The sequence below is a fragment of the Paenibacillus agricola genome (assembly GCF_011440305.1).
Classification (GTDB): Bacteria; Bacillota; Bacilli; order Paenibacillales; family NBRC-103111; genus Paenibacillus_S; species Paenibacillus_S agricola.
In genome coordinates, this window is record NZ_JAAOIW010000009.1 from 85,117 (window position 1) to 102,461 (window position 17,345).

Below are 17,345 nucleotides of genomic sequence, written 5' to 3' on the forward strand. Positions count from 1 at the left end.
AGCACTTGGGTAACCGTGCAAATGTTAAAGCGTTTACAAAAAGGTTGCCTCGTATCCCATCTCAACCAGTAAATAGCTCTCTGCACCTTATAAGGTTATCCAATCACGGTCAATTCTCTTGTAAAAGCTGTTAATGTTTCAGCCCCTGCTTGTGTTACCAGCACATCATCCTCGATGCGGATGCCACCCCTATCTTTCAAATAGATGCCCGGTTCAATGGTAATGACCATACCTTCACAGAGCAGGTCTTCATTCACACCGTTAATAGATGGATACTCATGCACATCCATCCCGAGCCCATGGCCAAGACGATGTGTGAAATAGCACCCATAGCCCTGCTCTTCAATATAGCCTCGTGCGGCCTCATCAACCTGCTTCATAGCCGTGCCTGGACAGACTGCCGCAATGCCCAGCCGGTTCGCCTCCAGAACGATATCATATACTTGCTGGAACTGCTTACCGACATCTCCAACAGCAAATGTTCTTGTAAGATCAGATGCATAGCCGTCAACCCAAACTCCCATATCAAACAAAAGCAGATCGCCACCTGCAATTTTGCGTAAACCTGGCACCCCATGAGGCAAAGCGGAATTAGGCCCGGATAATACAGTTGTGGCGAAGGATGGAGAAGCTCCCCATTGTTTTTTCATCCGATATTCTAGCTCAGCAACGATATCCAGCTCCGTAATACCGACTTTTACCAGCTTCAGTCCATCCTTCAGCACGTCTTCCACTATTCTGGCAGCTTCCTTTAACCGGCCTATTTCTTCTGTTGTCTTAATAGCTCGCATTGCTTGCAAGCTGTCATTTATATCAACCCACTGCTTACTGTCCAAAGCTGCGGACAATTGCTCATACCGTGCAACGGTCAAATGGCCCTTTTCGATTCCTATCCGCTTTGCAGTCGAGCGGATTGCCCGCTTAAGTACATGGTATGGGTTCTCCGTGTCCTTGTGCGTCATAATAGCTGTTATGCTTGATACCGCACGGGCTGCCTCTTCGTCCAACGCAGGCACAAGCAGAAAAGGCTCCTGTGCTCTTGGCAGAACCAACCCCAGGAATCGCTCATGCGGCTCGGAAGCATATCCCGACAAATAGGCTACATGCTTGGGCTGAGTTATGATGATAACATCCAAGCTTCTCTGATCCATTACCCGATGTAAGGCTAGCACACGTTCATTCAAGCTGTTCACCTCCTTCCATCATTCGATACAATTTGTTGCGTGCCTGTTGGATTCCAGGATGAAATTGAATCAGCGATGTTGAACGTACGTGATTCACATGATGTATAGCTGCTGTGAGCTGATCATCAGCTTCTGATCCTACAAGTCCACAAGCACTGCAGATGGAGATTGCAGCCAGTTGACCCTGTGCCATTGCCACCTGGGCGCTTTCGACACCTGTTATATTTCCAGCTACATAGAGCCCATCCACCGGTGTTTGTAATCGTTCATTATGCAGTGGCACATGCCCGCCTAATTCCTCGATATCAACAAATGGGCAACCAGCAACCGAAGCTAACTCAGCCAATGGATACAAGCCTCCAGCCAATGCGACAAAATCGACCTTCTCCTCCCGTTGGCTGCCTGCAATTGGTTTGCCATGTCGGTCTAGATCAACAAGCGTGACGGATTCGACTTCATTCCTGCCATTAATCGAAACAGCCGCTGTACGGAGCAGCAGGGGAATTCCCCAAGCCTTAATCCCCCTGCGAGGAAGCAAGGCCACAGCATGGCCGCTAAGCCGCAGCCGTCCTGCAAGCTGCCCACCCCATCGCATCCAGCTTGTTGGAGCCAGATGGGACAATGTCATTAATGCAGTTAAATTAGCGACAGGATTCCCCGCCTTACCTGCCAACGGGCTTGCAGGCAGAACCATGCAGGATAAGGAAACACCGCTAGCTGCCAACTCGCTTGTGATGGCCATTGCCAGCATGTTCATTCCAATAATCATGCCGCGGTGACCAGGCTTGACGTAATGGACATTCGTTAAAACTTGGACAGCTCCAATGGACAGCACTCCCGGCAACGTCCAACCCGGTATGAGGACAGGTGCTTCCGCAGCTCCAGTTGCCAAAAGCACAAATCGCGAGATCATGCAGCCCTTGGAAGTGGATACTTCCCACTTATCGTCCAGCTTCAACAATCCGTATACGGATATGCCGCAGCATATAGTCCCCCCCAAGCTTCGCACCGTTCCGATCAGCTGCTCTGCGATTTGCTTGCCTACCCACATCCCCTTCCCAGGTTCCTGATGAAATTGCCCCAGCATCCGTCCTCCAGGTTCAGGAAATTCATCGATGATGGCCACTTGTAAACCTTGTGCGGCTGCAACTGCAGCTGCAGACAGCCCCGCAGGGCCGGCACCTATAATAATCAGATCCTTATACAAGCGATCCGTACTCACAGCAACCTCCTCCCCGTAATCTCATTCGACAGCTGTGCCCCTTCGGTAATGCTCATGCCATTCTCCAGCGGAGTTAAGCATGAGCGAAGCACTCCTTTACCCTCGACTTGAACCCTGCATTCCATGCAATGTCCAATTGCACAGTAAAGGCCGCGAGGATTGCCGCTTTCTTCATGCCTTCGAAGTATGCGTATCCCATTAGCCAATAATGCGGCGGCAATGCATTCACCCTGCAAGCCACCCAGACTTCTTCCATTAAAAGAAAAGGATACCGTTACATTCTCCGGCTTATTGCCCAGAATGGGATGGTTGTGAATACGCAGACTCGTCATTAGTCATCATCCTTAGCCAGCTGTCCAAAGGTAACCTGCCGAATCGGCATCCGGTAAGACAGCAGAGTTTCATCGCGTCCGGCGGTAGGATTGTGAAGCTGCATCCATGAATCCACCAGATGGCGGCATATTCTTCCCTGGCAAGCACCCATGGCCACTCTTGTTTTCATCTTTAATTGGCGAGTCGTTATGCAGCCGGAATGATAAGCCTGCTCCAATTGGTCCACGCTAACTTCCTCGCATCGGCAAATAATCATCGTTAGCTGACCCATTAGCTGCCTTGCGCTTGGATAAAGGTGCGCTCAACGGCCAGCTTCTCGTCATTCTCCAGCGGCAACCTTGGCGGTCGAGTCTCGCCTACAGGCATACCAGCCAACCCCATCGCATATTTAATCGCCTGCACAAGACGTGGTGTTGAATCGTAGCGGAACAGTGGAAGCACCCGGCGATAAAGCTCCATCGCTTCGTTTATTTTCCCTTCACGCGATAGCTCAAACAAGCGAACGCTTTCCTTCGGCATTACGTTGGAGAGCCCGCCGATCCAGCCAGTTGCGCCAGCAATGATCCCTTCCACAGATAAATCGTCCACGCCCGCCATCACCTCTAGATCTGACCTTTCGAGGATCTCATAAATTCGCCGTACATCCGCGGAAAATTCCTTAACGGCTACTACGTTGTCAATCGCTGACAGCTCCGCCAGAAAATCAGGAGTCATATCAATAGCCGTATCAAACGGATTATTATAAGCAATGATCGGTAGACCGACACCAGACAGGGCTTCATAATGTGCATAAGCTTCTTTCTTCGTTGGACGGTAATTAATTGGCGGCAGAGCCATCACTCCGGCTGCTCCTGCTTGCTTAGCATGGGTAACCCAACGAACAGCTTTCTGTGTAGAAGGAGCAGCCGAACCGACGACGACTGGAATACGACCAGCTACTGTATCCATAACAGCTTCCACGACCTTTTCCCGTTCATCGTCCAGCAGCGCTGCATATTCTCCAACCGAGCCGGTAGGAATAATACCGTGAACGCCTTGATTAACAAGCCAGTCAGCATGTTGCTTCAAACGCGCATAATCAACCTCCAGCGATGAGGTAAACGGAGTAACAATAGCTACATATACACCTTCAAAACGAATCATGAATATATAATCCCCTCTCCATAAATGCCTATGATCAAGCTATCGAACTATCGAAGCAAAAAACCTTCCTTTAACGGGTCAGCAGGATCAACCACGAAGCTCATAAATCCCATAATATGCGCATTGCCACTGATTTGCGGAACGATAGCTGGGTAAGAAGCTACCGTTGTTTCAGCGGATACCCTCCCAAGCAATGAAGAACCGATGATGCCTATATAAGTTTTCTGTTGGTTAACGTGCAGCTCACCGCGTTGAAACATGAACGCCATTAGCGCGCACACTCCGGCTCCACAAGGCGAACGGTCAAACAACCCATTTGCATAAACAGTGAAATTTCGGATAATACCATCCTCTTGTTGTGACCAATCTGTAAAAACAACTCCATGCACGCCAGCCATATCGGGATACAATGGATGGTTAATGGCTCTCATTGCTGCCAAGCTATTCATAATGGAACGGCCGCAAGACAACAGCTCAGGCATATGCTCTTCACAAATTGTCAATTCGCCAAGGCTGCTTATATCCACGATAGCAAAAAATGCCCCACCATAAGCGATATCGAGCTTCACCTCCCGGTCATGGTGGGAGATGAGCACTGCCTCTTCTACGACGTATGAAGGTACATTGTCAAAACTCACTTCCTTTACCTTCCCGTCGATGTATTGGGCGGAGGCGTTAATCATCCCGATCGATGTTTCTATGAGCATCTCGGTAAACGGGTATTGCCCTGTTTCCAGCTGTGCAGTTACTACGCCAATAATGCCGTGGGCATTTAACGCCTCATATCCATTATTGCTCATAAACCATACACCGAAGGCTCCGTCTTCAGTAACGGGCGGAGTGAGGAGGCACCCTGTCATAGCATTGTGCCCACGGGGTTCCGATAGCAGCAGCCTCCGAATGTGGTCATGATGCCTTATAAACTCACTTTGCTTCTTCATTTGGGTATTGCCTGTTAGATGAGGAATACCTCCTGTAAAGATCCGGATAGGCTGGCCGCCTGCGTGAACGTCTATGGCATTATACAGCTTGATGAACTCCATGAACCGCCCTCCTTGCACTACTTTAAAGCAGAAAAAATCCCGTCTTCAGCTCATCATCTTGATCGATCACAAATTGGTGGAATCCGGTTACCCATGCCGATCCGGTTATTTCTGGAACGATTGCAGGAAGATGTCCTGCTTGAGCTTCATACAAAGCTTTGGCATAAAATAAGGAACCCACGATGCTTTCGTGAACAAACTCCTCGCCTAATGCCAACTTTCCCTTGGCATATAAGACTGCAACCTTTGCTGCCGTTCCAGTCCCACAGGGCGATCGATCAATCCCCCCCGGAGGTACTACCACCGTATTGCGACAATGCGCAAGGGGAGACAGCGGATCTGTAAAAAACTCGATGTGGGTTAAACCACGGATAACCGGAATTTCCGGATGAACGATTGTCATCTGTTCGTTCACCTTTTTTCGGATGTCTACCGCTGAACGTATGATTGCATGAGCATTACTCTGGTTCAGCTGCAGTTGTAGCATCCGGGCATCGATAATTCCATAAAAATTGCCCCCATACGCAATATCTAGACATACGGGACCGATTCCATCCACGACTACCTCCACATCCCGGGCGTACAGAAAAGATGGGACATTCCGAAACGTAACCTGCTTTACTTTACCACCGACATTATTCAACCTCGCTTCAACCAGCCCTGCAGGTGTATCCAGCCGAATGACGGTTGTATCTGCTGGAAATAGGCCCCCTTCGATTAAAGCCGTGCATAATCCAATCGTGTCATGGCCACACATGGGCAGATAGCCGCCTGTTTCGATAAACACGACACCTATATCCGCGCTGGGGTCGCAGGGCTCGGTTACAATGCATCCCGACATCACTTCATGACCGCGTGGTTCAAGCATCAGCGCTTTGCGAAAATCGTCATGATACTTCGACATGTAGACCATTTTCTCGGTCATCGTTCGACCTTTCAGCTTGGGGGCACCACTCGTCACCGTACGGGTCGGATTGCCGCCGGTATGTGTATCGATCGTTGTAATTAATTGCGAAAACTTCATATCCGCACCTCATGCCGCAAGGATTGTTGTTGAAATCGTTCATACCGCAATGGCTGCGCGTCTATACACAAAGGCAAGCCAAGCAACATTTCACTTATAAGCTTGCCTGTGACCGCTGCCAGGCTGATCCCATCTCCCTCATGCCCAGAGGCAATATACATGCCCGGTACCTCGGCAATAGGGGAGACAATTGGAAGATGGTCAGGCGTCCACGGCCGCAGTCCCGCATAGGAGCGAAGCATTGGAATATCCCGTATGGCCGGAAAAAACCGGATAGCTCTTTGTGCTACAGCACGGATCACCTTTAAATCCACTTTGGAATCGAATCCGACAAATTGGCGGCTGCTGCCAATCAAAAAATTTTGCGATGCCGTAGGTTCAAATACAAAAGCAACTCCATATTTCTCCATGCTCTCATCGATCTGCCGCTTGCCACCAAACTTACTGATCAGATAGCCAAACTCCATCACCTTTCGTTTCCCGATATTCGGTGTCCTCGCTGAAACCAGAATATGTCCCTTTCTAGGTTCTACTGGAATATCGATTCCGACCATTTGCCCGATGTGTTTGGATCCTACACCTGCCGCATTAATGACCAGCTTTGTTTTCAGAAATCCTTGACTGGTATGGACACCTTGAACACTTTTGTTTACCGTCAATTCAATCCCCGTTACAGCAGTATGTGTAAAAATAGTTGCTCTAAGCTTTTTGGCTTTGGAAGCAAGTGCATAAGTTAACAGAACGGGATTAACCGTGGAATCCGTTGCGCACTCCAGTCCTCCCAGCAAATCATCTGCCATATAAGGCCACTCACTGCGTAAATCCTGACGGTCGAGCATACGAAACGGCAAACCTGCCTCCTGCTGGCGAGTGACCCAGCTTTGAGCGGCTTCCATCTCTTGATCATTTTCGCAAACAAGGATGCTTCCCGGCGCCCGATACTCAAACTCGTCATCAAGCTTGTAGACCAGTTCGGCAATCAGTTCTTGCGATTTCAATGACATTTGACTGTCAAAGCCCGGATCCTTATCGATCGCAAGTATGTTTCCGTCACAGCGTGAAGAGGTTCCACCAGCTATTTCCCCCTGTTCCACTACCGTAACGTCCATTCCCTGACTAGCTGTATAGTAAGCAATGGCCATACCTATAATACCCCCACCGATAATTACCACATCTGCAGTTAAGGACTTCACACCCATTGTCACCTCTTTCGAGCTTCATCAAGCTTAGTCCAGCTTTTTTCCCACTGTCGAATTTATATAAGTATGAACTCTTTCCTGGCTTGAGTCAGTACTTCAATTCCTGTTGGAGTGATGAGAATATCGTCTTCAATTCGCACTCCGCCCCAGCCGGGAATATAGATGCCCGGCTCTATCGTCATCACCATACCCGCCTCAAGCACCATGCTGCTGTCTTGGGAGAAACGTTCTTTCTCATGGATCTCCAAGCCGATTCCATGGCCCAATCCATGTCCGAAGCAGTCGCCGTAATTATAATAGGAAATAATATCTCTGGCTAATGAATCCGCTTCCACGCCTGACATGCCTGGTTTTAGATTCTGTATTGCGGCAAGATTCGCTTCCAAAACAATACCATAAATTTCTTTGTGTTTGGCCGTCGGCTGTCCAACAATCACGGTTCTAGTCAAATCCGAGAGATATCCCTCGTATTCAGCACCGAAATCCATGGTAATGAATTCGTTGGTTACAATCACCTTTTCACTTGCATAGCCATGAGGCAAAGCGGAGTTTACTCCTGATGCGATAATCATGGGAAAGGCAGATGAAGGTGCTCCATTCCTTCGGATAAAGTATTCGAGTTCAGCCGCTACAGCTCTTTCCGACATACCAGGCTTCAGGATCCCAAGGATATGCTCGAATGCCATATCAGCAATCTCTACGGCTTTACGGATCATTTTCAGTTCATAGTCATCCTTGTAGGAGCGCAGTTGTTCGACTAAATGATGGGTCGGAACCAGTTCAACCCCGTTAAATGCTCCTTGAAGTGCCAAGTAGGCACCATAGGAAACATCGCTTTGTTCGAACCCCAGTCTATGGATCTGCAATGAATTCAACCACTTGCTGAGCATTGTCTCTGGTTGCCCGGTATATTCAATCACCTTGTATAAGACCGCTTGCTTAGTCGCCTGAATCCGATAGCGAAAATCCGTAAATAATATGGCTTCACTTTTCGTGATCAGCACGCATCCAGCGGAACTGGTAAATCCCGATACATATTTGCGATTGCAACGCTTGGTTATCAGTAAAGCATCCAGCTCATGCAGCTTCAGTTGCTCCCGAATTTTTTCGATACGCTTCGATTCCATATCGTTTATTCTCCCTTTTATTAAAATGCAGCCTCGCACCAATTAGGTTGCTCTAGCCTTACAAATACTTCTCTATGGCCTTGCCCGCTGCTTGGAGATTTACTTTTCTCATTTCATCCGATTCCCTGGATATCAGAATGCCATCCGCCCCAGCATCAAAGGATGCACACACGGATTGGTATACACCTTCGCTTATTTCCTCTGGGCTTTTACTGGTTACGGCATGCGTCGAAGGAACATCAAAGCCGATGCCCGCAAGCACTAGAGATTTGCCCTTGACAGCATCCACACACCGTTTCACTTCGTTATACACATATTTTTCGTTAAAGCCCACTTCTGCAAGCGTATTCCACTCGGGCAGCTCTGCATCGTTATATTGCATCATGGCGTACACCATATCCAGCGTTTGCTGAGGACCCAATTCCCTCATCCAGGTTTCATTCCAGAACTGTATATCTTTCTTCAGCCTCATGCCAGAAACATCATGGTATACCACCGGTTTGATGAAGTCTGTGTAATTAGCCATTTTTTCATAATTAATATTCGCCCTATAGAACGGATCCCATGATTGCCAATGGTACACATGGATGCCGAACTTGGCTGAAGGCTTGATACTGTGTATATTTCCATAAATAAGCTCGTTGATATGCTCCTCTGCTTGGATCTGCATCCTTTCCCAAGCGAGTATCTCTGGGTATTCGAGGAACAACCGGATGACGCCGATCATGGCACCATCCCTGATGTTGGAAGTACCTTCCTTGATTCCATGTACGTATTCGTACAGCTTGATATATCCTTCCCTGGCCTTATTCGAATCGATACGCAACTCCTCGCCTTTTTCCCGACAAAACCTGCAAAAGCAAAGCGGGAGCTGGCCTCTAAGTATTGTGGTCGACAACGGACCGCTCCGCTCCGCCCCGTATTTGAACCCGGCGAGACCGGCATAATCCTTCATCAAATTCTCAGTAATGGACATCCACCACTGCTGATAATACGGATTGTTCCAGCAAGGATGCGGATCGGGTCTGCCAAAGCAGTCCTCCGACATCACCGCATGCCATCCGGGTACCAAGCCTGCCGGTGCAGGCTCAAGGCATCTTCCATAAATATCAATGCCCAATTTGTCCCCGGCCTCAATAGCCTCTGCCAATAAATCGCGATCCCCGTATCGCTTGGTTGCGCTTTCCTCCATGAAAATGGGGGTTCCTGTAAAGTATTTGGGATTCGGTTTGAAGAAGGTATTGCCAATATCACCATAATCAAAATCTGGAGAAGGGATAGGATGATCCGGTGCCAATCCCTGCGAGCCGTCTGTGTGTCGATCCCATCGATAAATCTGATAGGTTGTCGCATAAATAAATGCCGCATTAATATTAGCGGTATCCTTTAAAAACCTCAGACAGCTTTCAGGTCCTTCATGCAGCATACTTAGATTCGATAGCTGTATACCAATAATCTTCTTACTCATTTAATAACCTCCTGAAATGATGGTTTAAGTTGCTATCCCCGAATAGACGCATACACTACTTTTTCTTCAATTTTGCTTGTTCGTCTGCATATTCTTTGGCAACTTTGCTGCCCCCCGCTTTACGCCATTTCTCTACTTCTGCTTTCCAGCCAGCCTCATCAATTTGGCCGATAATGAATTTTACAAGCGCATCGTCGATGATGGTATTTAATTGTGTCCCGATTTCTGCTTGCGTAGCGGAAATCAATGCCAGCGTTGGATCGAATACCGCATATTGAATATTATCTTCTTTGAGAGCCTCTCCTTTCTCAACGAGTTCGATTAATTTTCCTGGTATGGCATTCACATTTGCATGCACGGCTAGCAGTTGATTTCTTAAATGCTCAAGCTCGCTTCCATATTTGCCTAAATCAGTCATAACAGCCTTGCCGTTTTCAATCTTGTAGTGCCGTCCTTCTACTCCCCAGGCAAACAGGTTGGACATCTCTTTACTGGCAAGGTCATCAAAAAATTTAAGTGCTTTTCTTACATCCTTTTCTGTCTTGAATCCACTCTTTGTAAAAGCAATGATTCCGTTCGCTCCATTTTCACCAGTCGTACGAACGCCATTCGGACCTTTTAATTGGCTGATGACTCCAATTTTGGCATCGGGCATTTTTTGTTGGAAATAGTAGGCTTCGTCTATATGTCGCGGATATACACCTGCTACGCCATTCAGCATTAAATCTTTCCACTGTTGATCTTTAAGCACAGGAAAATCTTGATTTATTAATTTTTCGGCATACAATTTCCTCATAAATTTTAATGAATTTAAATATTCTTCCGTTTCCCATGTTCCAACAAAGGAGCCATCGGGCTTTACACCCCATCTGTTAGGGGCTCCGAATAGAATAGACATAATGCGTTCGACGTTTGCGGTCCCCAATTCTGTCAATCCAATGGTATCGTGTTTACCATTCCCGTCAGGGTCATTAAAAGTGAAAGCGCGCAGCATATTGTAATAATCATCGATTGTTTTCGGCTCGGGCAATCCCAGCTTTTCCAGCCAATCCTGGCGATAAGCAAACGTGACCCGAGATATTGGCCTTACTCTTGGCAGCCCATAAATTTTTCCGTCAAGAGAAATATTTTCGTAGATCTTTGGATGAATAGCTTTTAAGTTGGGGTAGTCAGCAATGAAGGTAGTAATATCCCAAATCACGCCTCCCCTCATAGCATTGATCATATAGGGTGCTCTCATTGCTGCATTTCCGAACGTCAGCACATCTGGCAAATCGCCAGAAGCCATAGCTACCGGCAAAACGTCATTCAAGTTGGCAGTGATACGGAAATCTAGCTTTGTATTCGTGTATTTTTCGATAATGGGCACAATTCCAGTAAGGTCGGTGTCCGGGCGCGGCTCAATCATAATCGATAATTTAAGCGGATCTTCTTTAACCTTTTCACCCTTATCTAAGGTAGGAGTAGGCGGTGCTTTAGGGCTGTCAGCGCTCTCATTTTCACTGGAGCATGCAGTACTCAAGCACAAGAGAACCGGCAAAAACAAGGCTGTTAACATGGTTTTTTTCTTCAATGCAAACCCTCCTAATTTTTATTTGTTTAAAAAATGACCCAACAGATAAAGCCATCGGTTAAATCAACGTTGCTTAGCCTTTTACCGAACCTAACAATACCCCTTTGGCAAAATGCTTTTGCAAGAATGGATAGACGATGATAATGGGCAAGGTTGAAATAATAATAACCGCCATCTTTATGCCTTGCGCAGACATTGCTAGCTCATCTGAATAGTCTTTATCATTACCAAGCCCGCCACTTGATAAAATAACGATTTGCCTTAACAAAACCTGAACCGGCCATTTCGTATTGTCTTGGATAAACATCACCGCATTGAAATATTGATTCCAAATACCTACGGAATAGAAGAGGCCAAAAGCCGCTATCGCTGGTAATGACAAGGGAATAACAATTCTAAACAATAAGGTTAGCTCGTGGGCTCCATCCACTTTAGCAGAGTCTTTCAGCTCATCGGGTATGTTTTGGAAGAAGCTTTTCAATATAATTAAATAAAAAGCGCTGATTGCATTAGGAAGCATTAACGCCCACAGGGTATTGATCATTCCCAGCGTTTTTACCGTAAAATAAATAGGAACAATACCCCCATGGAATAACATGGTGAATATGATCATTATAAGCACAAGGCTACGTCCCTTTAGGTGCTTATAGGATAAAGCGTACGCCATTAAAGACGTTAGTATAAGACTAATCGCTGTCCCGAAAATCGTTATATAGACGGAAACACCCAAGCTTCTAATAAACGTATTGGTGGAAAAAATAAACCGGTAAGCATCCAGCGAAAAGCTTGCCGGCCACAGCATCCCTGATTTAGCAGAAAAGGAATGAATGAACACATAAACAAATGGCAAGAATGTAGCAAGCGAAAATATAACTAAGAAGCAATAATTGAATATATCAAATACTCGGCTAAGTAAACTTCGATCCTCGACCATTCGGAGTCCCACCTTTACTAAAAAATGCCTTCTTCCCCCATTTTTCTGGCCAAGAAATTGGATCCAAATACTAGTATCAGGCCGACAACGGATTTGAATAATCCGACGGCCGCCGCATAGCTGAACTGGCCCTGCTGAAGCCCCACAACAAATACATAAGTATCAAACACATCTCCAACATTTCGATTCAATGCGTTGAGCATCAAATATATTTGCTCGAAGCCCAAATCAATAAAATTCCCCATCCGAAGAATTAACAAAATAATAATGACGCTTCGTATCGACGGCAAGGTAATATGCCACAATTGCTTGATTCGGTTAGCGCCGTCCATCCGTGCAGCTTCATACAGTGAGGGATCGATCCCCGCCAAAGCGGCCAGGAAGATAATCGTCCCCCAACCTGCATCTTTCCAAATTAATTGGGTAATGATTAGCGGCCTGAACCATTCATCGCTCATCAAAAAGTTAACCTTTTGTCCACCAGAAGCAGCAATCAACTCATTGATAAGCCCGCCCTCTGTAGTAAAAAAAATATAAAAAATGCCCACTACCACAACCCATGAAAGAAAGTGGGGCAAATAAATTAAAGTCTGCATCGTACGCTTAAAAAACTGATGCCGGATTTCATTAAGTAAAAGGGCAAGAATAATGGTGACCGGAAAAAAAATAATGAGGTCCAGTACAGAGATCCACATTGTATTGCCAAATAGCTTAAAAAAGGTGGGCTCAGAAAAGAAACGGATGAAATGCTTGAGCCCGACCCAATTGCTTGCCATTAATCCTGCATGAGGCTGATAGTTCTTAAATGCCATCAATACTCCCCACATAGGAACATACTTAAACAGTAAGAAATAAACGATGCCTGGCGCAAGGAATACATAAAGCCAGCGATCTTTCAAAAGATGAAAAAAAAACGGTTTTCTTTTTACTGGATATGGATTGGCCATCGTCATTTCCACCTCGCTAAACAGTTACTATAACTTTTCCATGCTCCACATTAACTGGATAAGTATCAACGGTAACGGTGTCAATCTCCTCTTCCTCTATACTTACCTCATAAGTTTTTACAAAGCATTGATGCGGGTTATAGTGAGACTTCCCATTCGTAATATCAAATTCCCATCCGTGCCAAGGGCAACGAAGGATTTCATTATCTCTCCCCCACACATATTCACCGGGAGGGGATGGTAGAATGGTTCCAGTTATAGAGCCCTCGCATAGCGGAGCGCCTTGATGGGGGCACGTATTTTTTACTGCATAAAATTTCCCCGTGATATTAAAGACGCCAATCTTGATCCCTTCTAACACTACGATTTTGCGTGTTCCTTGCGGTATATCTGCCACCGTTCCAATGGTATGGTCTGCCATATCACATTCTTCCCTCCGTTAGCGATCAAAGTTTATAGAGATCAAGAGCATTTTGTGAAAAAATACGTTGACGCATGGCATCTGGCAATTTAGGAAAAGCCCGAGTAGGGGAATCAAAATCCCAGTGCGGATAATCGCTTGAAAACATCAAAATATGCTCGGCATCCATCATTTCGAGCACCTGCATTAAATGCTCATCATTATCGGGACGCTCCAAGGGTTGAGAAGTAATGCGGACATGGTCTCGCAAATATTCACTTGGTTTTTTCGTTAACCAAGGTACTTCGTAGCGTAGTGCCTTAAACTCCTGATCAAGACGCCACAGCATCGTGGGCAGCCACGCCACACCTCCTTCTACCAGTACGATCTTCAAGTTCGGAAACCTTTCAAAAACCCCTTCTGTGAGATAACTGATTAAGTGGGCCTGGAAGGTTAAAGAATGGGAGGTATGCCACTCAATATAGTGTGTCGGATAACCGGGACTTGATTGAATATTGATCCCCATACCATCCGTACCAGGATGAAGCGCGAAGGGGAGTCCATGCTTTTCACAAGCTTCGTATATCGGATAATACTGACGTTGTCCAAATGGAGCCCTGGCACCAGAATCCGTCATCACTTGAACAAAATGGGGATGTCCAGCCCAACGTTCAATTTCCTTAGCTGCCGCGAAAGGGTCATTATGGGCAATCGTAATCGAGCCTTTGAACACACCATCATGATTGTATTTACTTAGCCATGTATCAGCAATCCAATCATTGTAGGCTGCTGCTATAGCGGTTGCAAAATCGGGATCCGGCTGCAGGTTGCAAAATGAACGGGGTAATAGAATCGCATAATCGATGCCATATAAATCAATCAGCTGCTCACGAAGAAAATCTGGATCACTGCCCGTTGGGCCTCCATTAGGGGGTATAGCATCAAGCCGCATCGGATGTGAAGGCGCTGGCGTACCGAATAACCCTCCACGGCCTCCACCGCTGTACCTATAGCTCCAAGGCGGCTTCATGTACGAGCGTATTTCGTCCTTATTCCTCGGGCTTATGTGAACATCACAATCCACGATCCCTGTCTTGACTTTTGACCTTACTTTCTCCTTTTCAAGCTGTTTGTCCATTGAATCATTCCTCCTTTTATTTCAATAGCCTCTCGGCATCCCATCCGCTGGGGGAGATGGGACAAGGGTTCCATGAATCCTCCATGCTGCATCCCTCTCAACATCGGGGTATGAATTACCCAAATCATAGCAACGGGAAATACCGTTGTATATATCCCAATATTTACACCCACATTTATTAAATATTCCCCGTCCCATAAGGGTTTCCCATGAAAAACATCCTTCGTATGACTTCAACATATCCTTTTTACAGACTATCCGTCCATTTGGGTATCCATCCTACAACAAAGAAACTGCCAAATAGATTAACAGTTCCTGATGCCATTGTTTATTTAGCTAGCTGATGCCTTTTTCGAAACTCTCCTGGTGTCATCCCTTTCATTTTTCTGAAATATCGAATGAACGCAGCAGAGCTGTTGTATTTAAATCGCTCGGATATTTCGGAAATATTCATATCCGTCTGAATCAACCATTCCTCTGACATCTTGAGACGGTGATTATCCACATATTCGCTGAAGCTTATGCCCATTTCCTTTTTAAACACTCTGCTCACATAACTCGGATGAAAATTAACTTGTGCAGCACAATACTCCAACGTAATTCCCGACTCGAAATCATTGTGAATAATTTGTGTTATGGCTTCCGTGAGATTGTCAGACTGAGTTCCCCGGGAATTCTCAAAAAAATGAATCGTAGGCCTAATCATAGAATGATACAACCAATCACAAATTTCATCCTTCGAGTGAAGTAAGAAAAGATGCTCAACTGTTACATTCTTTCCAGTGACTTCTTGAATAGATTGGCCTTGCTCATGAATAATACGTGTTAAGGAAGAAATTAATTGAAGCATCACAAACTGAAATTCGCCATAAGTCATATTTTTCTCGGTTACTTCTTTAAGAAATTGATTCAAAATGATTTTCGATTCTGTGTAATCCAGCATCTTTATGGAATATGTTAATTGTTCCTCCAGATTTTGCGGGTATACAAACTCATGTGTGGCTGGATTAATAATTTCATCCAGATGCAAAATTACGTTAGAACCTAGCCTGATTCGGTAATTCAATGCTTCCAAAGATTCCTTATACGATTTTGAAATCGAATTTTTTTCAGCATATATGCCACCTATTCCAATACTTACTTCTATTTTCAAATAACTATATATCGAGTTTCTGATCATATTCGCTAAACGGTTGATATGCATTTTAAATTCCTGTTCCGTCTCCTGCTGGCCAACAAGAATAGTCACCTGAGTCTGGTCTATAACCATAGTTCCTATACATTGACATGGCGGTACCAGTTCCAAAGTGATGTTATCCATAGCGAATAAAATTAAATGGCGGTCCCGTTCGCTATAACCTCTGACTTCCGCAGAATCGATCTGCAGGCTTATAACAGCAAGCCTCTTCCAAGAATGCTGAGACATATATTCCTGCTTCTCCAGTTCATTGGATTGTACAAGTCCTAAGAGCAATTTCAATAAAAAAGAGCTTGATAAATATTTGGTTTGGCTTTCTAATTGGGTGCTTAGCTTTAATTGCGCTTTCATTAATGTATCCATACGTTTCTCAATATATAGAAATTCATCCTTGCCTATCCCGGTGTTGGTGTTTGTTTCTCTTTTAGATAATTCAAAAATTTTGCGAATGGGATTGTACATTTTCCGAGTTCCCACAATAATAATAATACTCATCACCATTACTATTAAAAGGCAAAATAGAATGGTTATCCTTGCCATTTTATTGAGATCACTCGTTGCATCACTCATTGAAAAGGTTGACACATAAAGCCAATTGTTATAAGCGGATTTGCGATAATTAATCATATTGTCGCTGTTCCCGATATGTATGGTCATATCCCCATGCATTTGAATTTCCTTCTGGCCAAATAGAGCCATGATTTCTTTAGCTTTTCCTGTATTAGTGTTATTGCTGACTATGAGCTGGAGGCTTTGATCAAAAATATAAAAATCGCCGAAGGTGACTTCCTGCAACAGCAGATCATTAATTTTGGACTTGTTGAGTTTCATCACAATTTGGCCTTTGGGGTCATTTGAATTGGTTAATATGGGGATTTTTTTCACCAAATCAATTGTCTTATTGTCGGCAGTATTATGGGTCCACATAGATGTATAGGGTAAATTGTTATATTGTTCAAATACATCGGGCTTATCGGATTGGCTAAAGAGCTCAAAACCTTCGTTTGAAATGATCCATTTTTTCTCTTTGTTTAATAAAACAAAGCTTTCAACCCCGAGACGCTTTACCGGGAGCTTCAGCATTCCATCTAATAGCTCCCTTATCTCTACAAATTCAGGAACACCTAGAGAGCGATCAACAAACCGAAACGAGGGAGACAGCATATACTGCGTTACTAAATAGTCAATGGTTTCCAATACCTGTTCTACTTTTAAGTGGGATTGATATAAGCTTTGTTTGTTTTGCAATGAAAATTTTTTAATAATCGATTCGGACAATTGGAAATAAGAATAGATACCCCAAATAATAATAGGCAATAAAACAAGAACCGTGCTAAATAAAAGCAGTTTTTTGAAGTATTTAGGCATATGCTACACTCCCCTCGTTCAAGTAACGGATCGTGATGATGATT

Annotated in this window: 16 protein-coding genes; all 16 read right to left on the bottom strand. The window is 45.2% G+C overall.

Features of this window, described 5'->3' with window-relative positions; genetic code table 11:
• Positions 1-95: 95 nt before the first annotated feature.
• Positions 96-1,184, bottom strand: a complete 1,089-nt coding sequence (locus tag G9U52_RS22885; RefSeq protein ID WP_166152964.1) for a M24 family metallopeptidase — start codon at positions 1,182-1,184, stop codon at positions 96-98.
• Entirely contained in the window at positions 1,177-2,406 is a 1,230-nt protein-coding gene (locus G9U52_RS22890) for an NAD(P)/FAD-dependent oxidoreductase (RefSeq protein ID WP_311764910.1), read from the bottom strand. Before G9U52_RS22890 ends, G9U52_RS22885 begins: the two co-directional genes overlap by 8 nt.
• Positions 2,403-2,738, bottom strand: coding sequence for a (2Fe-2S)-binding protein (locus G9U52_RS22895; protein WP_166152965.1), 336 nt, complete (start codon positions 2,736-2,738; stop codon positions 2,403-2,405). Before G9U52_RS22895 ends, G9U52_RS22890 begins: the two co-directional genes overlap by 4 nt.
• Entirely contained in the window at positions 2,738-3,010 is a 273-nt protein-coding gene (locus tag G9U52_RS22900; RefSeq protein ID WP_166152966.1) for a (2Fe-2S)-binding protein, read from the bottom strand. Before G9U52_RS22900 ends, G9U52_RS22895 begins: the two co-directional genes overlap by 1 nt.
• Positions 3,010-3,882, bottom strand: a complete 873-nt coding sequence (locus G9U52_RS22905; protein WP_166152967.1) for a dihydrodipicolinate synthase family protein — start codon at positions 3,880-3,882, stop codon at positions 3,010-3,012. The genes G9U52_RS22900 and G9U52_RS22905 overlap by 1 nt, the downstream gene beginning before the upstream one ends.
• A 47-nt stretch (positions 3,883-3,929) precedes the next feature.
• Positions 3,930-4,925 (bottom strand): proline racemase family protein, encoded by a 996-nt coding sequence (locus G9U52_RS22910; protein ID WP_166152968.1) that lies wholly within the window; start codon positions 4,923-4,925, stop codon positions 3,930-3,932.
• 22 nt (positions 4,926-4,947) lie between these two features.
• Positions 4,948-5,949, bottom strand: coding sequence for a proline racemase family protein (locus G9U52_RS22915; protein ID WP_166152969.1), 1,002 nt, complete (start codon positions 5,947-5,949; stop codon positions 4,948-4,950).
• Positions 5,946-7,148 (bottom strand): NAD(P)/FAD-dependent oxidoreductase, encoded by a 1,203-nt coding sequence (locus G9U52_RS22920; RefSeq protein ID WP_166152970.1) that lies wholly within the window; start codon positions 7,146-7,148, stop codon positions 5,946-5,948. Before G9U52_RS22920 ends, G9U52_RS22915 begins: the two co-directional genes overlap by 4 nt.
• Before the next feature lie 56 nt (positions 7,149-7,204).
• Positions 7,205-8,275 carry a M24 family metallopeptidase gene (locus G9U52_RS22925; RefSeq protein WP_166152971.1) on the bottom strand — a complete coding sequence of 357 codons (1,071 nt, stop codon included), beginning with the start codon at positions 8,273-8,275 and terminating at the stop codon, positions 7,205-7,207.
• Between the two features lie 58 nt (positions 8,276-8,333).
• A complete protein-coding gene (locus G9U52_RS22930; RefSeq protein WP_166152972.1) occupies positions 8,334-9,743 on the bottom strand; it encodes a hypothetical protein in 1,410 nt (469 codons plus the stop codon).
• A gap of 55 nt (positions 9,744-9,798) precedes the next feature.
• Positions 9,799-11,316 carry an extracellular solute-binding protein gene (locus G9U52_RS22935; protein ID WP_166152973.1) on the bottom strand — a complete coding sequence of 506 codons (1,518 nt, stop codon included), beginning with the start codon at positions 11,314-11,316 and terminating at the stop codon, positions 9,799-9,801.
• Between the two features lie 73 nt (positions 11,317-11,389).
• On the bottom strand, positions 11,390-12,250 hold the full coding sequence (locus tag G9U52_RS22940) for a carbohydrate ABC transporter permease (protein ID WP_166152974.1): 861 nt from the start codon (positions 12,248-12,250) through the stop codon (positions 11,390-11,392).
• 17 nt (positions 12,251-12,267) lie between these two features.
• Complete coding sequence (locus G9U52_RS22945; protein ID WP_166152975.1) at positions 12,268-13,197, bottom strand: ABC transporter permease; 930 nt, start codon at positions 13,195-13,197, stop codon at positions 12,268-12,270.
• 16 nt (positions 13,198-13,213) lie between these two features.
• Positions 13,214-13,618, bottom strand: a complete 405-nt coding sequence (locus G9U52_RS22950; RefSeq protein ID WP_166152976.1) for a Rieske (2Fe-2S) protein — start codon at positions 13,616-13,618, stop codon at positions 13,214-13,216.
• 25 nt (positions 13,619-13,643) lie between these two features.
• The gene (locus tag G9U52_RS22955) at positions 13,644-14,735 is read right to left on the bottom strand and encodes an amidohydrolase family protein (protein WP_166152977.1); all 1,092 of its coding nucleotides are present in this window, start codon (positions 14,733-14,735) and stop codon (positions 13,644-13,646) included.
• Positions 14,736-15,063: 328 nt separating this feature from the next.
• On the bottom strand, positions 15,064-17,301 hold the full coding sequence (locus G9U52_RS22960; RefSeq protein WP_166152978.1) for a helix-turn-helix domain-containing protein: 2,238 nt from the start codon (positions 17,299-17,301) through the stop codon (positions 15,064-15,066).
• Between the last annotated feature and the right edge of the window lie 44 nt (positions 17,302-17,345).

Bases quoted from the DNA above. Each gene is read 5' to 3' on its own strand.
- G9U52_RS22955 (WP_166152977.1), bottom strand. From the start codon at position 14,735: ATGGACAAACAGCTTGAAAAGGAGAAAGTAAGGTCAAAAGTCAAGACA.
- G9U52_RS22905 (WP_166152967.1), bottom strand. From the start codon at position 3,882: ATGATTCGTTTTGAAGGTGTATATGTAGCTATTGTTACTCCGTTTACC.
- G9U52_RS22940 (WP_166152974.1), bottom strand. From the start codon at position 12,250: ATGGTCGAGGATCGAAGTTTACTTAGCCGAGTATTTGATATATTCAAT.
- G9U52_RS22910 (WP_166152968.1), bottom strand. From the start codon at position 4,925: ATGGAGTTCATCAAGCTGTATAATGCCATAGACGTTCACGCAGGCGGC.
- G9U52_RS22915 (WP_166152969.1), bottom strand. From the start codon at position 5,949: ATGAAGTTTTCGCAATTAATTACAACGATCGATACACATACCGGCGGC.
- G9U52_RS22930 (WP_166152972.1), bottom strand. From the start codon at position 9,743: ATGAGTAAGAAGATTATTGGTATACAGCTATCGAATCTAAGTATGCTG.
- G9U52_RS22945 (WP_166152975.1), bottom strand. From the start codon at position 13,197: ATGGCCAATCCATATCCAGTAAAAAGAAAACCGTTTTTTTTTCATCTT.
- G9U52_RS22900 (WP_166152966.1), bottom strand. From the start codon at position 3,010: ATGGGTCAGCTAACGATGATTATTTGCCGATGCGAGGAAGTTAGCGTG.
- G9U52_RS22960 (WP_166152978.1), bottom strand. From the start codon at position 17,301: ATGCCTAAATACTTCAAAAAACTGCTTTTATTTAGCACGGTTCTTGTT.
- G9U52_RS22925 (WP_166152971.1), bottom strand. From the start codon at position 8,275: ATGGAATCGAAGCGTATCGAAAAAATTCGGGAGCAACTGAAGCTGCAT.
- G9U52_RS22895 (WP_166152965.1), bottom strand. From the start codon at position 2,738: ATGACGAGTCTGCGTATTCACAACCATCCCATTCTGGGCAATAAGCCG.
- G9U52_RS22920 (WP_166152970.1), bottom strand. From the start codon at position 7,148: ATGGGTGTGAAGTCCTTAACTGCAGATGTGGTAATTATCGGTGGGGGT.
- G9U52_RS22950 (WP_166152976.1), bottom strand. From the start codon at position 13,618: ATGGCAGACCATACCATTGGAACGGTGGCAGATATACCGCAAGGAACA.